At 71.4% G+C, this 15,223-nt stretch carries 18 protein-coding genes, 2 pseudogenes and 1 riboswitch; of the genes and pseudogenes, 12 read left to right on the top strand and 8 right to left on the bottom strand.

The window, feature by feature from the left end; all coding sequences use genetic code 11:
* Positions 1 to 71 precede the first annotated feature (71 nt).
* Positions 72 to 1,199: an 8-amino-7-oxononanoate synthase gene (locus ACFPIH_RS37395; protein WP_381169035.1), complete on the top strand. Its 1,128-nt coding sequence runs from the start codon at positions 72 to 74 to the stop codon at positions 1,197 to 1,199.
* Between the two features lie 56 nt (positions 1,200 to 1,255).
* Here the strand turns inward: ACFPIH_RS37395 and ACFPIH_RS37390 are convergent, their stop codons facing one another.
* Positions 1,256 to 1,462, bottom strand: a complete 207-nt coding sequence (locus ACFPIH_RS37390) for a DUF397 domain-containing protein (protein ID WP_381169033.1) — start codon at positions 1,460 to 1,462, stop codon at positions 1,256 to 1,258.
* Positions 1,463 to 1,471: 9 nt separating this feature from the next.
* Complete coding sequence (locus ACFPIH_RS37385) at positions 1,472 to 2,332, bottom strand: helix-turn-helix domain-containing protein (RefSeq protein ID WP_381169031.1); 861 nt, start codon at positions 2,330 to 2,332, stop codon at positions 1,472 to 1,474.
* Between the two features lie 267 nt (positions 2,333 to 2,599).
* On the opposite strand from ACFPIH_RS37385, the gene ACFPIH_RS37380 reads away from it, so the two are divergent.
* Entirely contained in the window at positions 2,600 to 3,061 is a 462-nt protein-coding gene (locus ACFPIH_RS37380) for an ATP-binding protein (RefSeq protein ID WP_381169029.1), read from the top strand.
* 39 nt (positions 3,062 to 3,100) lie between these two features.
* Here the strand turns inward: ACFPIH_RS37380 and ACFPIH_RS37375 are convergent, their stop codons facing one another.
* From ACFPIH_RS37375 to ACFPIH_RS37365, 3 genes are all read right to left on the bottom strand, one after another.
* The gene (locus ACFPIH_RS37375) at positions 3,101 to 3,574 is read right to left on the bottom strand and encodes a C40 family peptidase (RefSeq protein WP_381169027.1); all 474 of its coding nucleotides are present in this window, start codon (positions 3,572 to 3,574) and stop codon (positions 3,101 to 3,103) included.
* A 3-nt stretch (positions 3,575 to 3,577) separates the two neighbouring features.
* A riboswitch (cyclic di-AMP (ydaO/yuaA leader) is annotated at positions 3,578 to 3,748 on the bottom strand.
* A 379-nt stretch (positions 3,749 to 4,127) separates the two neighbouring features.
* Complete coding sequence (locus ACFPIH_RS37370; protein ID WP_381169025.1) at positions 4,128 to 4,433, bottom strand: hypothetical protein; 306 nt, start codon at positions 4,431 to 4,433, stop codon at positions 4,128 to 4,130.
* Positions 4,434 to 4,439: 6 nt separating this feature from the next.
* Entirely contained in the window at positions 4,440 to 5,078 is a 639-nt protein-coding gene (locus ACFPIH_RS37365; protein ID WP_381169023.1) for an ATP-dependent Clp protease proteolytic subunit, read from the bottom strand.
* A gap of 93 nt (positions 5,079 to 5,171) precedes the next feature.
* On the opposite strand from ACFPIH_RS37365, the gene ACFPIH_RS37360 reads away from it, so the two are divergent.
* Positions 5,172 to 5,453: a type II toxin-antitoxin system Phd/YefM family antitoxin gene (locus tag ACFPIH_RS37360; protein ID WP_381169021.1), complete on the top strand. Its 282-nt coding sequence runs from the start codon at positions 5,172 to 5,174 to the stop codon at positions 5,451 to 5,453.
* A gap of 57 nt (positions 5,454 to 5,510) precedes the next feature.
* Here the strand turns inward: ACFPIH_RS37360 and ACFPIH_RS37355 are convergent, their stop codons facing one another.
* Positions 5,511 to 5,675 (bottom strand): hypothetical protein, encoded by a 165-nt coding sequence (locus ACFPIH_RS37355; protein WP_381169019.1) that lies wholly within the window; start codon positions 5,673 to 5,675, stop codon positions 5,511 to 5,513.
* Between the two features lie 53 nt (positions 5,676 to 5,728).
* On the opposite strand from ACFPIH_RS37355, the pseudogene ACFPIH_RS37350 reads away from it, so the two are divergent.
* Positions 5,729 to 6,656 (top strand): annotated as a pseudogene (locus ACFPIH_RS37350) (nuclease/transposase family protein); the annotation flags it as partial.
* 11 nt (positions 6,657 to 6,667) lie between these two features.
* Here ACFPIH_RS37350 and ACFPIH_RS37345 read toward each other — a convergent pair.
* Positions 6,668 to 7,377 (bottom strand): annotated as a pseudogene (locus ACFPIH_RS37345) (ABC transporter permease); the annotation flags it as partial.
* 18 nt (positions 7,378 to 7,395) lie between these two features.
* Between ACFPIH_RS37345 and ACFPIH_RS37340 the strand changes: the two are divergent.
* From ACFPIH_RS37340 to ACFPIH_RS37305, 8 genes are all read left to right on the top strand, one after another.
* Positions 7,396 to 8,025, top strand: coding sequence for a TetR/AcrR family transcriptional regulator (locus ACFPIH_RS37340; RefSeq protein ID WP_381169017.1), 630 nt, complete (start codon positions 7,396 to 7,398; stop codon positions 8,023 to 8,025).
* A 131-nt stretch (positions 8,026 to 8,156) separates the two neighbouring features.
* Entirely contained in the window at positions 8,157 to 8,459 is a 303-nt protein-coding gene (locus tag ACFPIH_RS37335; protein ID WP_010988499.1) for an urease subunit gamma, read from the top strand.
* A 16-nt stretch (positions 8,460 to 8,475) separates the two neighbouring features.
* Positions 8,476 to 8,787 carry an urease subunit beta gene (locus ACFPIH_RS37330; RefSeq protein WP_381169014.1) on the top strand — a complete coding sequence of 104 codons (312 nt, stop codon included), beginning with the start codon at positions 8,476 to 8,478 and terminating at the stop codon, positions 8,785 to 8,787.
* Positions 8,780 to 10,501, top strand: a complete 1,722-nt coding sequence (locus tag ACFPIH_RS37325) for an urease subunit alpha (protein WP_381169013.1) — start codon at positions 8,780 to 8,782, stop codon at positions 10,499 to 10,501. Before ACFPIH_RS37330 ends, ACFPIH_RS37325 begins: the two co-directional genes overlap by 8 nt.
* A gap of 10 nt (positions 10,502 to 10,511) precedes the next feature.
* Entirely contained in the window at positions 10,512 to 11,174 is a 663-nt protein-coding gene (locus tag ACFPIH_RS37320; protein WP_381169011.1) for an urease accessory protein UreF, read from the top strand.
* Between the two features lie 67 nt (positions 11,175 to 11,241).
* Positions 11,242 to 11,919 carry an urease accessory protein UreG gene (gene ureG / locus ACFPIH_RS37315; protein WP_381169009.1) on the top strand — a complete coding sequence of 226 codons (678 nt, stop codon included), beginning with the start codon at positions 11,242 to 11,244 and terminating at the stop codon, positions 11,917 to 11,919.
* 1 nt (position 11,920) lies between these two features.
* Entirely contained in the window at positions 11,921 to 12,679 is a 759-nt protein-coding gene (locus ACFPIH_RS37310) for an urease accessory protein UreD (protein ID WP_381169007.1), read from the top strand.
* Between the two features lie 116 nt (positions 12,680 to 12,795).
* Complete coding sequence (locus ACFPIH_RS37305; protein ID WP_381169005.1) at positions 12,796 to 14,397, top strand: alpha/beta hydrolase; 1,602 nt, start codon at positions 12,796 to 12,798, stop codon at positions 14,395 to 14,397.
* Between the two features lie 22 nt (positions 14,398 to 14,419).
* Here the strand turns inward: ACFPIH_RS37305 and ACFPIH_RS37300 are convergent, their stop codons facing one another.
* A complete protein-coding gene (locus tag ACFPIH_RS37300; protein WP_381169003.1) occupies positions 14,420 to 15,142 on the bottom strand; it encodes a lysophospholipid acyltransferase family protein in 723 nt (240 codons plus the stop codon).
* Positions 15,143 to 15,223 lie beyond the last annotated feature (81 nt).

The raw sequence follows: 15,223 nt of genomic DNA, 5'->3' as shown, positions 1-15,223 counted from the left end.
ATCGCCACACCGTGGGCAGAGTTCCCGGCGGTTAGTGTCTGTCCGCTACCTACAAAGCTCCGGAGGGCCCCATGGCGTTCGGCTGGATCGACGAGCAGGCGGAGCTGCGCCGCCGGGCGGGCCTCGTACGGACGCTGCGGCCCCGCCCCGCCGACTCCCCGCTGCTCGACCTCGCGAGCAACGACTACCTGGGCCTGTCCCGCCACCTCGAGGTCCGCGAGGGCGCCGCGGCCGCCGCCCGGACCTGGGGCGCCGGTGCCACCGGCTCCCGGCTGGTCACCGGCACCACCGAACTCCACACCGAGCTGGAGCGGGAGCTCGCCGACTTCTGCGGGTTCGAGGCGGCCCTGGTCTTCTCCTCCGGGTACGCGGCCAACCTCGCCGCGGTCACCGTGCTCGCCCCGCACGGCTCGCTGATCGTCTCCGACGCGGGCAACCACGCCTCGCTCATCGACGGCTGCCGGCTGGCCCGCGGCACCACCCAGGTCGTGGCGCACTCCGACCCCGACGCCGTACGCAAGGCGCTCGGCACCCACGAGGGCCCGGCCGTGGCGGTCTCCGACACGGTCTTCTCGGTGGACGGCGACGCCGCCCCGCTGGCCGCCCTCGCGGCGGTCTGCCGGGAGCGCGGCGCCGGGCTGGTCGTGGACGACGCCCACGGCCTCGGCGTGCTCGGCGACGGCGGCCGCGGGGCGCCGTACGCGGCGGGGCTGGCGGGAGCGGACGACGTCGTCGTCACGGCGACGCTGTCGAAGTCGCTCGGCAGCCAGGGCGGGGCCGTGCTCGGCCCGGCGCGGGTGATCGACCACCTGGTCAACGCGGCCCGGACGTTCATCTTCGACACGGGCCTGGCCCCGGCGGCGGCCGGCGCGGCGCTCGCGGCCCTGCGGCTGCTGCGCCGGGAGCCGCAGCGGGCGGCACGCGCGCGTGCGGTCGCGGCCGAGCTGCACGAGAGGCTGACGGCCGCGGGTCTGGAAGCGGTGCGTCCGGACGCCGCGGTCGTCTCCGTGCGTGCGCCTTCCCCGGAGGAGGCCGTGGCATGGGCGGCGGACTGCCGGTCGGCGGGCCTGGCCGTGGGCTGCTTCCGCCCTCCCTCCGTGCCCGACGGCATCTCGCGCCTCAGGCTCACCGCCCGGGCGGACCTCTCCGGGGCCGAACTGGAACGCGCTGTACGAGTGATCGGGGAGACACGACCATGAGTCGGCGTGACACGGCCGTGGGTCGCCCCTGAGGGGTGAACGCGGTCAGGGTGCGGTCAGTGGTCCGACGGGGCCGACCGGAACACGGCGGTGAAACCCGACCAGCTCTCGGGGGAGAAGAGCAGGGCGGGCCCGGCCGGGTCCTTGGAGTCCCGTACGGCGAGCAGACCGGCCCACGGGCCACTGGCCGGCCGGGCCGTCTCGACGCAGTTGTTCGCTCCCGTGCTGTAGCTGCTGCGCAGCCACCGCACCTGTGCGGACATGGTGCCTCCCTACGCGCCGCCGGCTCTGGCGGCGATGTATTCCAGTGATTCCTCGGGCGAAAGGGCATGAGCCCGAAGGGCGTTGAAGGCCTCGGTGTAGGCCTCGAGGTCTTCTTTCCGTTCGAGATAGAGGCTACTCGTCAAGTGGTCGATAACAACCACGTCCAGATCAGAAGCGCTCGAAAACGAGAAGATAACGAAAGGCCCGGTCACTCCGATATGCGCTCCGGCGGAGAACGGCAGTACCTGGAGCCTGATGTGGGGCAGCCGTGCCGCCTCCACCAGCCGGGTGAGCTGACGGGTCATGACCTCGGGCCCGCCCACCTCCCGCCGCAGCACCGCCTCGTCCAGCACCGCGCTCAGCCGCAGCGGGGTCCGGCGGCGCAGCACGTCCTGGCGGGCGATCCGCACCTCCACCAGGGTGTCGAGCTGGTCCTCGTCCGCCCCCTCCACCGCCGCCCGGGTCACCGCGCGGGCGTACTCGGGGGTCTGCAGCAGCCCCGGTACCACGGTCGTCTCCAGCGTGCGCATCCCTCCGGCCTGCGACTCCAGGCTGATGAAGTCCCGGTAGGCGGTGGGCAGGATCCCGCGGTAGGCGTGCCACCAGTGGTCGCGCCCGTCGCCCTCGTCGGCGCCTGCCAGCGCCAGCATGAGTTCCCTGAGGCGCGGATCGGTCACCCCGTAGGCGTCGAGAAGTAACCGCACATCGGCCGTTTTCGTACCGCTGGTGCCCGTCTCGATCCGGCTCACCTTGGACTGGTGCCACCCCACCAGGCGGGCCGCCTCACCACTGGTGAGCCCCGCCCGGGCGCGCAGACTGCGCAGTTCCGCACCCAGTTTGCGGCGGCGCACCGCGGGACCGTGCTGCACGGCCTTCTCCTCACTCTCGGAGCCTCACGGACTCTTTCGGGGCTTCGCGAAGCCCTTCGGAGCCCTAATCCTCACGAGCCGTCCAAATACGTTCCGCCGTGGCAGAGTTCACCGCATCGGGCGACAGATATATGCATATCTTGGTGGATCGTCACCCGTGACCGGCTTGGTAATGGCAGTCTGGCAAAGAAGCACCAGTCCGGGACCGTACTCGAACCATCCGCACTGTGTCGGACGCCGGTCCCGTGAGAAAGGGACGACGTCGCCATGGCAGATCACCTGGAAGCATCCGTCACTCTGCCGAGCGATCCCGGCTCGGTCCGCGCGGCTCGCGCATTCGTGCTCGGCGCTCTGGGGGAGTGGGGTCTGCCGCCCGGTTCGGACGGCTCCGAGACCGTCCGGCTGATCGTCTCCGAACTCGCCACCAACGCCGTGCAGCACACCCTGGGGCAGTCGCCCACCTTCACGGTGGACCTGGTCCTGGACCGTGACGAACATCTGAGCATCGGCGTCACCGACAGCCATCCGCGCTTCCCCAAACGACTGCCGGCCGCTGTCCAGCAGGACAACGGCCGAGGCATGGTGATCATTCGCTGGCTGACCGCGGAGTGCGGCGGCAAGCTGAGAGTGCGGCCCACCAGAGAGGGCGGCAAGACGGTCACGGTCGAACTGCCGTGGACGGCCCCCGCGGAGGCCGGGACCGAGGCGCCGGGGTTCCCGGGGCGGTGACGGCGCGTCAGGGACGCCGTCACCGCCCCGGGGAACAGGTCAGCGGACCCGGCCGTACCAGACGCTCTTCGTCCAGATCTTCTCCAGTCGCACGACGGCACCGGTCTTCGGCGAGTGCCAGATCTTGCCGCCACCCGCGTAGATCCCGACGTGGTACACGTTCGAACCCGAGTGGAAGAACACGAGGTCCCCGGCCTTGCGGGTGCCGGCCGAGATGTGGCGGGTCTTGTTGTACTGCTGAGCCGCCGTACGCGGCAGCTTCTTGCCCGCCTTCTTGAACGAGTACATCGTGAGACCGGAGCAGTCGAACCGCTTTGGCCCCGCGGCCCCGTACCGGTACGGGGAGCCCTTCTTGGACGCCGCGACCTGAAGTGCCTTCGTGGCCGGTGTGGCCGCCGCCGCGTCGGAGGCGACACCGGGAATCACCACCGAGCCACCCACGGCGGCGATGGCGAAGGCGGAGGCCGTACCGGCCCGGACCATGAGCGACGGGACACGATTGAGCGCAGTCATGCGCAACCCTTCGTCAGCCGCCTGTGAAGGATGACCTGTCGGATTCGGGCTGGCGAAGTTGCCCGGCCGCTGACGCGGCTTCACCCCAAGGGCTGCTCGGCCCGGTCATGGCGTGACCGTTCCGGCGACCCGTCGTGCTTGGGTCCTCCACTCCTGCCGATGCACTTCTGTCGACCGGTCATCCGGGTGGCGGCAGGACTCGGCGTCCACCCGGACCGCCCCGCCGCTTGTGGCGGGGGCTTGTCGTCAGTCAGGGATCTTGACTGACGGCTGACCGAAAATCCCAATGAAACCGGGGATTTGTGGGGTTACTCACCACTCACTCGATCAGGTGGACACCCTGATGGCGGGTCAGGTGTCAAGGGGACAAATGGCCCCGGACCTGCACAGGAACCCCATGTTCCGGCCCGGAATGGCACGTTCCGCACAACGTTCGCGCGCTTGTGAAGGGAACTGCCCCTACGCCGAACAGGGGTAACCCGTCTGGTGCGTTTCAGGTCCGGTCCGGACGGCTCGATCGGGACGAGGGCCCTCCGGACCGGACGGCCGTGGGTCAACTGTCGGAGAGCGGAGGCACCGTGACGCGCGCCGTACGACGCTCCCCGTCGAGGACGCGCAGCGCCCGCGCGAGTGTCGGCGCGTGCAGTTCGCTCTCGCCCCGCTGGTGCATCAGGGTCAGCGCGTCACGCAGCTCGGTGGCCCTGGAGACCAGCGCCTGGGCGGCCCGCAGTCCACGGTACGTGTCCCCGTGGTGCGCCGGGTTGATCCGGCCGAGCAGGTCCACCACATCCAGGTAACGGTCGATCAGCTCGGACTCGGCGCGGGTCAGCGCGGGCAGCGGCGGCAGGTCGGGAATCATCGCGGCTCACCTCGCCCCGGAAGCGCCGGACAGGTCCCGGCGGTTGGGGATGACCCCGTCCACCAGCCCGTACGTCACGGCCTCGGGCGCGGTGAGGATCATGTCCCGCTCGATGTCCGCGTTCACCTGCTCGGGGCTGCGCCCGGTGTGCCGTACGAGCATCTCCTCCAGCAGGGACCGGGTGCGCGCCAGTTCATCGGCCTGGATCGCCAGATCGCTGGCCTGCCCCTCGACCGGCTCGGTGAACGCCGGCTGATGGATCACCATGCGCGCGCTCGGCAGCGCGAACCGCTTGCCCGGGGCGCCCGCCGCCAGCAGCACCGCTGCGGACGATCCGGCCTGGCCCAGACAGGTCGTCTCCACGTCGCAGGTGACGTACTGGACCGTGTCGTAGATCGCGGTCATCGCGCTGAACGAGCCGCCCGGGGAGTTGATGTACAGCGAGATGTCCCGGTCGGGGTCCTTGTGCTCCAGGTACATGAACTGGGCCATCACGTCGTTCGCGGAGGTGTCGTCGATCGGCGTCCCCAGGAAGACGATCCGCTCCTCCAGGAGCTTCGAGTACGGATCCATGGTCCGGCGCCCGAAGCTCGTCTGCTCGGTGAACTCGGGCAGGACATAGCGGGCGGACGGTCGCGTCGTCATGGGATACCCCTCCTCCGGTGTCTGAAGCATCTGATGAGTATCGGATGCGTCTGTAAAAAATGTACAGGACGTACGTGACGTTAGAATGGGGGTATGGCCTACGAGATTCCGGTGACGCAAGCCAGGGCTGAGCTCGCCGACCTGATCAACCGGGTGGTGTACGGCGGTGAGCGCGTCGTCGTGACCCGCCACGGCAAGCCCCTGGTCGCCCTTGTCTCCGCCGCTGACCTGGAGCGACTCGACGAACTGGACAGCCCGGTGGAGGAGCAGGTGATCCACAGCTCGGTCTCCACCGTGCGCGAGGTGGCGTCCGCTCCCCGCGAACCCCACCGGTTCGGCATCGCGGCGGAACACCGGGGGCCGAGCCCGTCGTAGGAACGCCGAGGACCGCGCACCCCGGGGTGCGCGGCGGTCCTCTTCGGGGTCCTGCGGTCAGCCGACCAGGGCGGGCTGCCGTTTGCCGGCGGCCTGCCCGGTGTCTGCCTGCGTGCGCTCCTTCAGTTGTGCGCCCAGCAGTACGGCCCCCAGACCGAGCGCGGCCCACCAGGTCAGCGTGAGCGCCGGGCCGGTGGCCGCCGCGCCGTCGAAGTAGGACACCGAGCGCAGCAGGGTGGTTACTCGCGGGCCGGTTTCGAGCGCACCAACCAGACCTGGGCCGTCTGGCCAACAGCCCGCGCGGCCGGTACGTCCTGACCAGCCGCGTCGCGTTCCGGTACCGGGGCGAGGAGTGGGCCGACCGTGTCGTCGGGAACCGGGCGGTCGCGTACGAGATCCACTACGACGTGGCCAGGTGCCGCTGGTACCTGACCGCCTCGTGGAAGCGCCCCGCCGCACAGGCCATCCCGGTGGAGGCGGCGCGGGCGGGCGGGCTGATCGGTGTGGATACCAACGCCGACCACTTCGCCGCGTACCGCCTCGACAAGCACGGCAACCCGGTCGGTGACCCGCAGCGGTTCCGGTACGACCTGACCGGCAGCGCGGACCACCGCGACGCGCAACTGCGGCACGCGCTCAGCCAGTTGCTGCGCTGGGCCACCCGGGTCGGTGTCACCGCGATCGCGGTCGAGGATCTGGACTTCTCCGAAGGGAAGACCCGCGAGAAGTTCGGCCGCCGCAAGCGGTTCCGGCAGCTCATCCACGGCATCCCCACCTACAAGGTCAGGGCCCGGCTGGTGAACATGGCCGCCGACTACGGCCTCGCCCTGGTCGGCCGTCGACGCGGCGTACACCTCCCAGTGGGGCGCCGAGCACTGGAAGACGCCCCTGGCCGGCAAGAAACGAGCGATGACCCGCCACGATGCGGCGGGCATCGCGATCGGAAGGCGCGCCCTCGGGCACCCGATCCGGCGACGGACGAAACCGCCCCGCACCCACCGGAGCGATGGTGGCGGGCATCGGAACGTCCAGGCCGAATCGGGCACCCGGGGTCGTGAGGGACTCCGCCGGACACGGAACGGAACCAGCCCCCAGAGGGCGGCGACCGGCCGTGTGGTCACAGCGGAGAACCAGCGTGTCCAAGACCGTTCGGGACACGCGACTGAGCAGGGGTCCTGGCAACAGGACCCACTCCCGCTCAGTTTCTGGGAACGGTTGCCCACGAACATCACCACGAACGCCATGGCGCCGACACCCGCGGGCCCGACCAGGGCGGACAGGCCCGCCACGGCCGCGCTCACCGCCAGCGTGGACAGCCCGAACACCCCGGCCTCCGTCCACCAGTCACCGGTGAGCACCCCGAGCCAGCTGTGCGCCAGCGCCGCCGCGACCAGGCCGACCAGGGCCGCCGCCCCGGCCAGCGCGCCCGCCGCGCACATCCCGCGCAGGCCCGGCAGGGTCACCACCGAGCCCGCCACGATCCCGGCCAGTGCCAGCGGCAGCACGCTTGCGTTCAGCGCGGCGCCGCGCGGGTCGGCGGCCCGGGCGGCGACGACGTCACGGTCTTCGTCCGGGTGTCTGTCGCCACCGCCTGCTGGAGAAGCTGGGCGACGACCGGGCTGGCGGCGGAGGCGGTCAGCAGTTCGGGGCCCTGGGCGGTGACGACGACCGCGCCGTATACGGTCCGGTCCTCGACCGCGTCCCGGGCGGCGGCCTCGTCGGCGTAGCGGTGGATCTCGAAGGCGCCCTCGTGTGCGGAGAGCCGCTTCTCCACCTGGGATGTCGCGGCGGCCGGGCCGGCCACGCCGAGCGGCAGGTCGCGCGGTGCCGTGCGGGCGGCGGGCCACGCGAAGGCCCACAGGGCGACGGCGGCGAGGGTCGGGACGAGCAGGACGACGGCGATCAGGCGCCGACTGGCGGACATGGATTTAGGTTTGCGGTCATGGCACGCGTATCCCAGGCCCACCTCGACGCCCGCCGCCGGCAGATCCTCGACGGCGCCGCCGTCTGCTTCGCCCGCAACGGCTTCCACGCCACCTCCATGCAGGACGTCCTCAAGGAGGTCGATCTGTCGGCGGGGGCCGTCTACCGCTACTTCAGCGGCAAGGACGAGCTCATCGCGGCGATCGTCGGCGAGGTGCTCGGCCAGGTCCGTGCCTCCTTCGAGGAGGCGGCACGGCTCGGCCCGCCGCCGATGCCGGACATCCTGGTCTCCGCGGTCCTCGGCAACGTGCTCGCCGCCCGGGAGTCCCTGACCGTCGACGGCAGGCCGGCCTTCCCCCGGCTGGTCGTCCAGGTGCGGACGGAGACCCTGCGCAACGAGGAGCTGTCGGCCGTCCTGAGCGAGGGCTACGGCGCCGTGCGCGAGGCGTGGGGGAGGATCGTCGAGGCGTACCAGGCCGCCGGGATGATGCGGGCGGACGTGGACCCGGACGATGTGGCGCGCACGATGATCGCCTCCGTGCTGGGCTTCATCGCCCAGCAGTCCCTGTTCGGACCGGTGCCCGTCGAGGTGCTCCGGGACGGTCTGCGCGCGCTGATGAGCGTGTCGGAGCCGAAGCCGGAAGTCTGAGTGGATCACAGTTCGGTTAACGTGCCTGAAATGCGCTCCAACTAGCCTGCCCATCCACGCCACCAGGGCTTTTCCCGGTGGCCGCGGCAGCCGGGCCCCGCACGGTCCGGAGCGAGGATGTGAGGTGGGACGTGCAACTGACCCCGCACGAGCAGGAGAGGCTGCTGATCCATGTCGCGGCCGACGTCGCCGAGAAGCGCCGGGCCCGCGGTCTGAAGCTCAACCACCCGGAGGCGGTGGCCCTCATCACCTCGCACATCCTCGAGGGCGCGCGCGACGGCCGCACGGTCGCCGAGCTGATGTCCTCCGGGCGCAAGCTGCTCACCCGCGACGACGTCATGGAGGGCATCCCCGAGATGATCCACGACGTCCAGGTCGAGGCCACCTTCCCCGACGGCACCAAGCTCGTCACCGTCCACGACCCGATCGTCTGACGGGGGAGGCCGCGCCATGATTCCCGGAGAGTTCCTCTTCGCCGACGATCCGATCGTCTACAACGAGGGCCGTGAGGTCACCCGGCTGACCGTCCTCAACGCCGCCGACCGGCCCGTCCAGGTCGGCTCCCACTATCACTTCGCCGAGGCCAACCCCGGCCTGGAGTTCGACCGCGCCGCCGCGCGCGGCCAGCGGCTGAACGTCGCCGCAGGCACCGCCGTGCGCTTCGAGCCCGGAATCCCCGTCGACGTGGAACTCGTCCCGCTGGCCGGCGCCCGTGTGGTGCCCGGGCTGCGCGGGGAGACCGGAGGTGCCCTCGATGCCTGAGATCTCACGTGCCGCCTACGCCGACCTGTTCGGCCCCACCACCGGGGACCGGATCCGTCTCGCCGACACCGATCTGCTGATCGAGATCGAGGAGGATCGTTCCGGCGGTCCCGGGCTCGCCGGTGACGAGGCGGTCTTCGGCGGCGGCAAGGTCATCCGGGAGTCCATGGGTCAGGCGCGTGCTACGCGCGCAGAAGGCACCCCGGACACGATCATCACGGGCGCGGTCATCATCGACCACTGGGGGATCGTCAAGGCCGACGTCGGCATCCGCGACGGGCGGATCACCGCCATCGGCAAGGCCGGCAACCCCGACACCATGGACGGCGTCCACCCCGACCTGGTCCTCGGCCCCGAGACCGAGGTCATCGCGGGCAACGGGCGCATCCTCACGGCCGGCGCGGTCGACGCGCACGTCCACTTCATCTGCCCGCAGATCGCCGACGAGGCGCTGTCGGCCGGCGTCACCACCCTGGTCGGCGGCGGCACCGGACCCGCCGAGGGCTCCAAGGCGACGACGGTCACGCCCGGCCCCTGGCACCTCGCCCGGATGCTGGAGGCGATGGAGCAGTACCCCCTCAACATCGGCTTCCTCGGCAAGGGCAACACCGTTTCCCACGAGGCGATGCTGTCCCAGATCCGGGGCGGCGCGCTCGGCCTGAAGCTGCACGAGGACTGGGGCTCCACCCCGGCCGTCATCGACGCGTCCCTCACGGTCGCCGACCGCACCGGCGTCCAGGTCGCCATCCACACGGACACCCTCAACGAGGCCGGCTTCGTGGGCGACACGCTCGCCGCCATCGCCGGACGCGGCATCCACGCGTACCACACCGAGGGCGCCGGCGGCGGGCACGCGCCCGACATCATGACCGTCGTCTCGCAGCCGCACATACTGCCCAGCTCGACCAACCCGACCCGGCCGTACACCGTCAACACCGCCGAGGAACACCTCGACATGCTGATGGTCTGCCACCACCTCAACCCGGCCGTCCCGGAGGACCTCGCCTTCGCCGAGTCCCGGATCCGCCCGTCGACCATCGGCGCGGAGGACATCCTCCACGACCTCGGCGCCATCTCGATCATCTCCTCCGACGCCCAGGCCATGGGCCGGGTCGGCGAGGTGATCCTGCGGACCTGGCAGACGGCCCATGTGATGAAGCGCCGGCGGGGCGCGCTGCCCGGCGACGGCCGCGCGGACAACCACCGCGTACGGCGCTATGTCGCCAAGTACACGATCAACCCGGCGCTCGCCCAGGGCCTGGCCCGCGAGGTCGGCTCCGTCGAGACCGGCAAGCTCGCCGACCTGGTGCTGTGGGAGCCGGCGTTCTTCGGCGTCAAGCCGCACCTCGTCATCAAGGGCGGCCAGATCGCGTACGCGCAGATGGGCGACGCCAACGCCTCCATCCCCACCCCGCAGCCGATCCTGCCGCGCCCGATGTACGGCGCGATCGGCCGGGCACCGGCGTCGAACTCCTTCAACTTCGTCGCCCCGCTCGCGATCGAGGACGGACTGCCCGAGCGGCTGCAGCTCGGCAAGAAGTTCGTCGCCATCGACTCGACACGCGCGGTGACCAAGGCGGACATGCGGGAGAACGACGCCCGGCCGCGCGTGGAGGTCGACCCGGACTCCTTCGCCGTGCACATCGACGGCGAACTGGTCGAGGCGACTCCGGCCGCCGAACTGCCCATGGCCCAGCGTTACTTCCTGTTCTGATGGACGCGTCATGACACGGGCGGCGCTGCTCGTCCTGGCCGACGGCCGCTTCCCCGCCGGAGGGCACGCACACTCCGGCGGGGCGGAGGAGGCGGTCAAGGCGGGCCGGATCACCGGCGCGGCGGACCTGGCGGCGTTCTGCCGGGGCCGGCTGCACACGACGGGGCTGGTGGCGGCCTCCCTGGCCGCGGCGGCGACCGCAGGGGCGGACCCGGCGGAGCTGGACGCGGCGGCGGACGCCCGCACCCCGTCCCCCGCGCTGCGGCTCGCCGCGCGCAAGCTGGGCCGGCAGCTGATGCGGGCCGCCCGCGCCACCTGGCCGAGCGCCGAACTGGACGCCCTCGCCCGGCAGTTCCCCAAGGGCGCCCACCAACCGGTCGTCCTCGGCCTGACGGCCCGCGCGGCCGGGCTGCGGCCACAGGACGCGGCGTACTGCGCGGTCTACGAGAGCGTCAGCGGACCGGCGACAGCGGTCGTACGGCTGCTCAGCCTCGACCCGTTCGAGGCGACGGCGGTACTGGCCCGGCTGGCTCCGGAGCTGGACCTGGTCGTGGACCGGGCGGTGACGGCGGGCACGGCCACCCCGCCCGCGCTGCCGGCCGCGTCGGCACCGCTGCTGGAGATAGGGGCGGAGCTGCACGCGTCCTGGCCGGTACGCCTGTTCGCCTCGTAGTCCCCCTGGCCCCGCTCATGCCCACCCACCACCCGACTCGGTGGGTCAAGAAAACAGGAGCCGCACCATGCATCTCGACCACTCCCACCACGGCCCCGCCGCCGTCAGCGCCGATGCCCACCGCCCCGACGGGGCCCGGCGGGCGTTGCGGATCGGGCTCGGCGGGCCCGTCGGGTCCGGGAAGACCGCCACCGTGGCGGCCCTCTGCCGGGTCCTGCGGGAGGAACTCTCCCTCGCCGTCGTGACGAACGACATCTACACCCGGGAGGACGCCGACTTCCTGCTGCGGGAGGCCGTGCTGCCGCCCGAGCGGATCACGGCCGTGGAGACCGGCGCCTGCCCGCACACCGCGATCCGTGACGACATCTCCGCCAACCTCGAAGCCGTGGAGGACCTGGAGGAGGCCGTCGGCCCGCTCGACCTCGTGCTCGTGGAGTCCGGCGGTGACAACCTCACCGCCACCTTCTCCAAGGGGCTCGTGGACGCGCAGATCTTCGTCATCGACGTCGCCGGCGGGGACGACATCCCGCGCAAGGGCGGCCCCGGCGTCACCACCGCCGACCTCCTCGTCGTCAACAAGACCGACCTCGCCCCCTACGTCGGCTCCGACCTCGCCCGGATGGCCGCCGACGCCAAGGCGCAGCGCGCCGAACTCCCGGTCGTCTTCCAGTCGTTGCGCGGTGCGGACGGAGTCACCGACGTGGCCGCCTGGGTGCGGGCGCGGCTCGCCGACTGGACGGCGTGACATGCCGGGTGTGCACGCCACCGCCCGGATCAGGGCGGCGGCGGACGGGCGCGGCGGCACCTCCCTGCCCGTCCTCGACAGCGACGGCCCGCTGGCGCTGCGCCGCACCCGCGGCGGCGCCGACGAGGCCCGGGTGATGCTCGTCGGCGCGATGAGCGGCCCCCTCGGCGGGGACCGCTTCGCCGTCGAGGCGGACGTGGACACCGGCGCCCGGCTGCACGTCGGCTCGGCCGCCGCCACCATCGCCCTGCCCGGACAGCTCAAGGACGAGGCCCACTACGCCGTACGCCTCACCGTCGCCGACGGCGGTGAACTGCGCTGGCTGCCCGAGCCGTTGATCTCCGCGAAGGGCAGCGACCTGCACGTCTCCACCCAGGTCGACCTCGCCCCGGACGCCCGTCTCGTACTGCGCGAGGAACAGGTGCTGGGGCGGGTGGGTGAGGAGCCCGGCAGGCTCACCAGCCGGCTGGCCGTGTACGTGGGCGGACGGGCCCTCCTCGACCAGGAGTTGGCCTGCGGACCCGGCGCCCCCGGCGGCTGGGACGGACCCGCCGTGCTGGCGGGACACCGCGCCGTCGGCCAACTACTGGTCGTCCGGCCGGAGTTCCGCGACAATCCGGTGGCGGCCCGGGTCCTCGGGGAGAGCGCCGCCGTGCTGCCGCTCGCCGGCCCCGCCGCGCTGGTGAGCGCCGTCGCGCCGGACGGGCTGCGGCTGCGCCGGGTGCTGGACGAGGCACTGGCGGCACTGAACGCCCGGTGAGCGGTACGCGACTGACCGGTTATCGGATTGGCAAAGAACGTCAACGAAACCTGTTCTCAGGCACCTCACAGCCGAGAGGATCCCCGTACCGCCATGACCAAGGTAGGGGATCCCACTTGAGGCAGATACGACCGAACAGACGGACCGCGGCGCTGGGTTCGGCAGGCGCGCTCGTCGCCGCCACCCTGATGGCCGGTGCCGTCGCAGTGCCCACCGCCAACGCGGCGAGCGGCGGTTCGGGGCAGGACAGGGAGATGCGGGGCGCGGCCGTCGCCGCGCAGCGCGCCGCCAAGGCCGGTATCGACTGGCAGGACTGTCCGACGGACTGGGGTCTGGCCAAGCCGGTCCAGTGCGGGTGGGTCAGCGTGCCGCTCGACTACGCCAAGCCCTACGGCAAGCAGATCAAGCTCGCCGTCGACCGCGTCGGCAACACCGGCACCAAGGAGGAGCGCCAGGGCGCGCTCGTCTACAACCCGGGCGGCCCCGGCGGCTCCGGGATGCGCTTCCCGCTCCGCGTCGTCAACAAGGCCCCGCTGTGGACCGACGTCGCCAAGGCCTACGACTTCGTGGGCTTCGACCCGCGCGGCGTCGGCCACTCCGCGCCCATCTCCTGCATCGACCCGCAGGAGTTCGTCAAGGCGCCCAAGGCCGACCCGGTCCCGGACAGCGAGGCCGACAAGCGCGCCCAGCGCAAGCTCGCCCGCGAGTACGCCGAGGGCTGCGCCGAGCGCACCGGCAAGGCGATGCTCGCGCAGATGACCACGCCGAACACCGTGCGCGACCTCGACGTCATCCGCGCCGCCCTCGGCGAGAAGAAGCTCAACTTCCTGGGCGTCTCCTACGGCACCTACATCGGCGCCGTCTACGGCACGCTCTTCCCGGGCCATGTCCGCCGGATGATCGTGGACAGCGTGGTCAACCCGTCCCGCTCGAAGATCTGGTACGAGGCCAACCTCGACCAGGACGTCGCCTTCGAGGGCCGCTGGAAGGACTGGGAGGACTGGGTCGCCGCCAACGACGCCGCCTACCACCTCGGCAAGACCCGCGCCGCCGTCCAGGCCAAGTGGCTGGAGCTGCGCGCCACCGCCAAGAAGAACCCCATCGGCGGACTGGTCGGCCCGGCCGAGCTGATCGGCTTCTTCCAGAGCGCCCCGTACTACGACTCCTCGTGGGCGCCGGTCGCGACGGTCTTCTCCAAGTACTTCGCGGGCGACACCCAGGCCCTCGTGGACGCGGCGGCCCCGGACCTCACCGACACCGCGGGCAACGCGTCCTCGGAGAACGGCAACGCCGTCTACACGGCCGTCGAGTGCACCGACGCCAAGTGGCCTACCAGCTGGAAGAAGTGGGACCGCGACAACACGCGGCTCAACAAGAACTACCCGTTCATGACCTGGGCCAACGCCTGGCTGAACCTGCCCTGCGCGACCTGGCCGGTCAAGCAGCAGACCCCGGTGAACGTGAAGTCCGGCAAGGGTCTGCCGGGCGTGCTCATCGTGCAGTCCACGAATGACGCGGCCACCCCGTACGACGGCGCCGTCGAACTGCACAAGCGGTTCAAGGGCTCGCGGCTGATCACGGAGAAGGGCGCCGGCTCCCACGGCGTGACCAACCTGGTCAACTCCTGCATCAACCCCCGTGTCCAGTCCTACCTGCTCACCGGCAAGCTCGACGCCGCCGACGTGACCTGCACCCCGCACGCCACGCCGACGCCGTAGCCGACCTCCCCCGGATGCCCTGTCAACTCAGCGGCATCCGGGGGAACTTGCGCTGCTTCTCGGCCGCCTCCGCCTCCGCCGCCTTCACCACGGCCGCGTACTCGTCGACGTACTCCTGGCCGGACAGCTTCAGGATCGCGTACATGATCTCGTCGGTGACCGCGCGCAGGATCGCCTTCTCGTTCTCCATGCCGGCGTAGCGGGAGAACTCGAGGGGCTTGCCGAAGCGGATGACCACCGGGTGGAGCGTCGGGAGGATCTTGCCGGGCGGCTGCGCCTCGAAGGTGCCGATCATCGCGCAGGGGATCACCGGCACCCCGGCCTTCAGCGCCATCACCGCCACGCCCACCTTGCCCTTGTAGAGCCGGCCGTCGTGCGAGCGGGTGCCCTCCGGATAGATGCCGAGGAGCTCGTCCTTGCTCAGCACCCCGAGGCCCTCGCGGATGGCCGCCTGGCCCGCGTCCTTGCCCGAGCGGTCGACCGGGATCTGCCCGGCGCTGTGGAAGAACGCGGCCGTCAGTCTGCCCTTGATGCCGGGGCCGGTGAAGTACTCGGCCTTCGCGAGGAAGGTGATGCGCCGTCTGAGGACCGCGGGCATCAGGAAGTGGTCCGAGAACGACAGGTGGTTGCCCGCGACGATCGCCGCCCCCGACTCCGGTACGTGCTCCAGGCCCTCGATGCGCGGGCGGAACGCCAGCCTCAGCAGGGGGCCCAGCAGGACGTACTTGAGCACGTAGTAGAACAAGGGGACGCTCCTCACTCCGGCGGATCTGCGGCGGACGGCCACCGCACCAGGTTCCTGCCGCCGGTGGCCGAGCGGCAAGTC

Source organism: Streptomyces vulcanius (assembly GCF_042653945.1).
GTDB classification, from domain to species: domain Bacteria; phylum Actinomycetota; class Actinomycetes; order Streptomycetales; family Streptomycetaceae; genus Streptomyces; species Streptomyces mangrovi.
The sequence above is the reverse complement of the archived record's forward strand: the minus strand, read 5'-3'. Positions and strand labels throughout refer to the sequence as shown.

Coding starts and splice junctions, on each gene's coding strand:
- ACFPIH_RS37395 (WP_381169035.1), top strand. CDS start 72: ATGGCGTTCGGCTGGATCGACGAGCAGGCGGAGCTGCGCCGCCGGGCG.
- ACFPIH_RS37390 (WP_381169033.1), bottom strand. CDS start 1,462: ATGTCCGCACAGGTGCGGTGGCTGCGCAGCAGCTACAGCACGGGAGCG.
- ACFPIH_RS37380 (WP_381169029.1), top strand. CDS start 2,600: ATGGCAGATCACCTGGAAGCATCCGTCACTCTGCCGAGCGATCCCGGC.
- ACFPIH_RS37375 (WP_381169027.1), bottom strand. CDS start 3,574: ATGACTGCGCTCAATCGTGTCCCGTCGCTCATGGTCCGGGCCGGTACG.
- ACFPIH_RS37370 (WP_381169025.1), bottom strand. CDS start 4,433: ATGATTCCCGACCTGCCGCCGCTGCCCGCGCTGACCCGCGCCGAGTCC.
- ACFPIH_RS37365 (WP_381169023.1), bottom strand. CDS start 5,078: ATGACGACGCGACCGTCCGCCCGCTATGTCCTGCCCGAGTTCACCGAG.
- ACFPIH_RS37360 (WP_381169021.1), top strand. CDS start 5,172: ATGGCCTACGAGATTCCGGTGACGCAAGCCAGGGCTGAGCTCGCCGAC.
- ACFPIH_RS37340 (WP_381169017.1), top strand. CDS start 7,396: ATGGCACGCGTATCCCAGGCCCACCTCGACGCCCGCCGCCGGCAGATC.
- ACFPIH_RS37330 (WP_381169014.1), top strand. CDS start 8,476: ATGATTCCCGGAGAGTTCCTCTTCGCCGACGATCCGATCGTCTACAAC.
- ACFPIH_RS37325 (WP_381169013.1), top strand. CDS start 8,780: ATGCCTGAGATCTCACGTGCCGCCTACGCCGACCTGTTCGGCCCCACC.
- ACFPIH_RS37320 (WP_381169011.1), top strand. CDS start 10,512: ATGACACGGGCGGCGCTGCTCGTCCTGGCCGACGGCCGCTTCCCCGCC.
- ureG (WP_381169009.1), top strand. CDS start 11,242: ATGCATCTCGACCACTCCCACCACGGCCCCGCCGCCGTCAGCGCCGAT.
- ACFPIH_RS37310 (WP_381169007.1), top strand. CDS start 11,921: ATGCCGGGTGTGCACGCCACCGCCCGGATCAGGGCGGCGGCGGACGGG.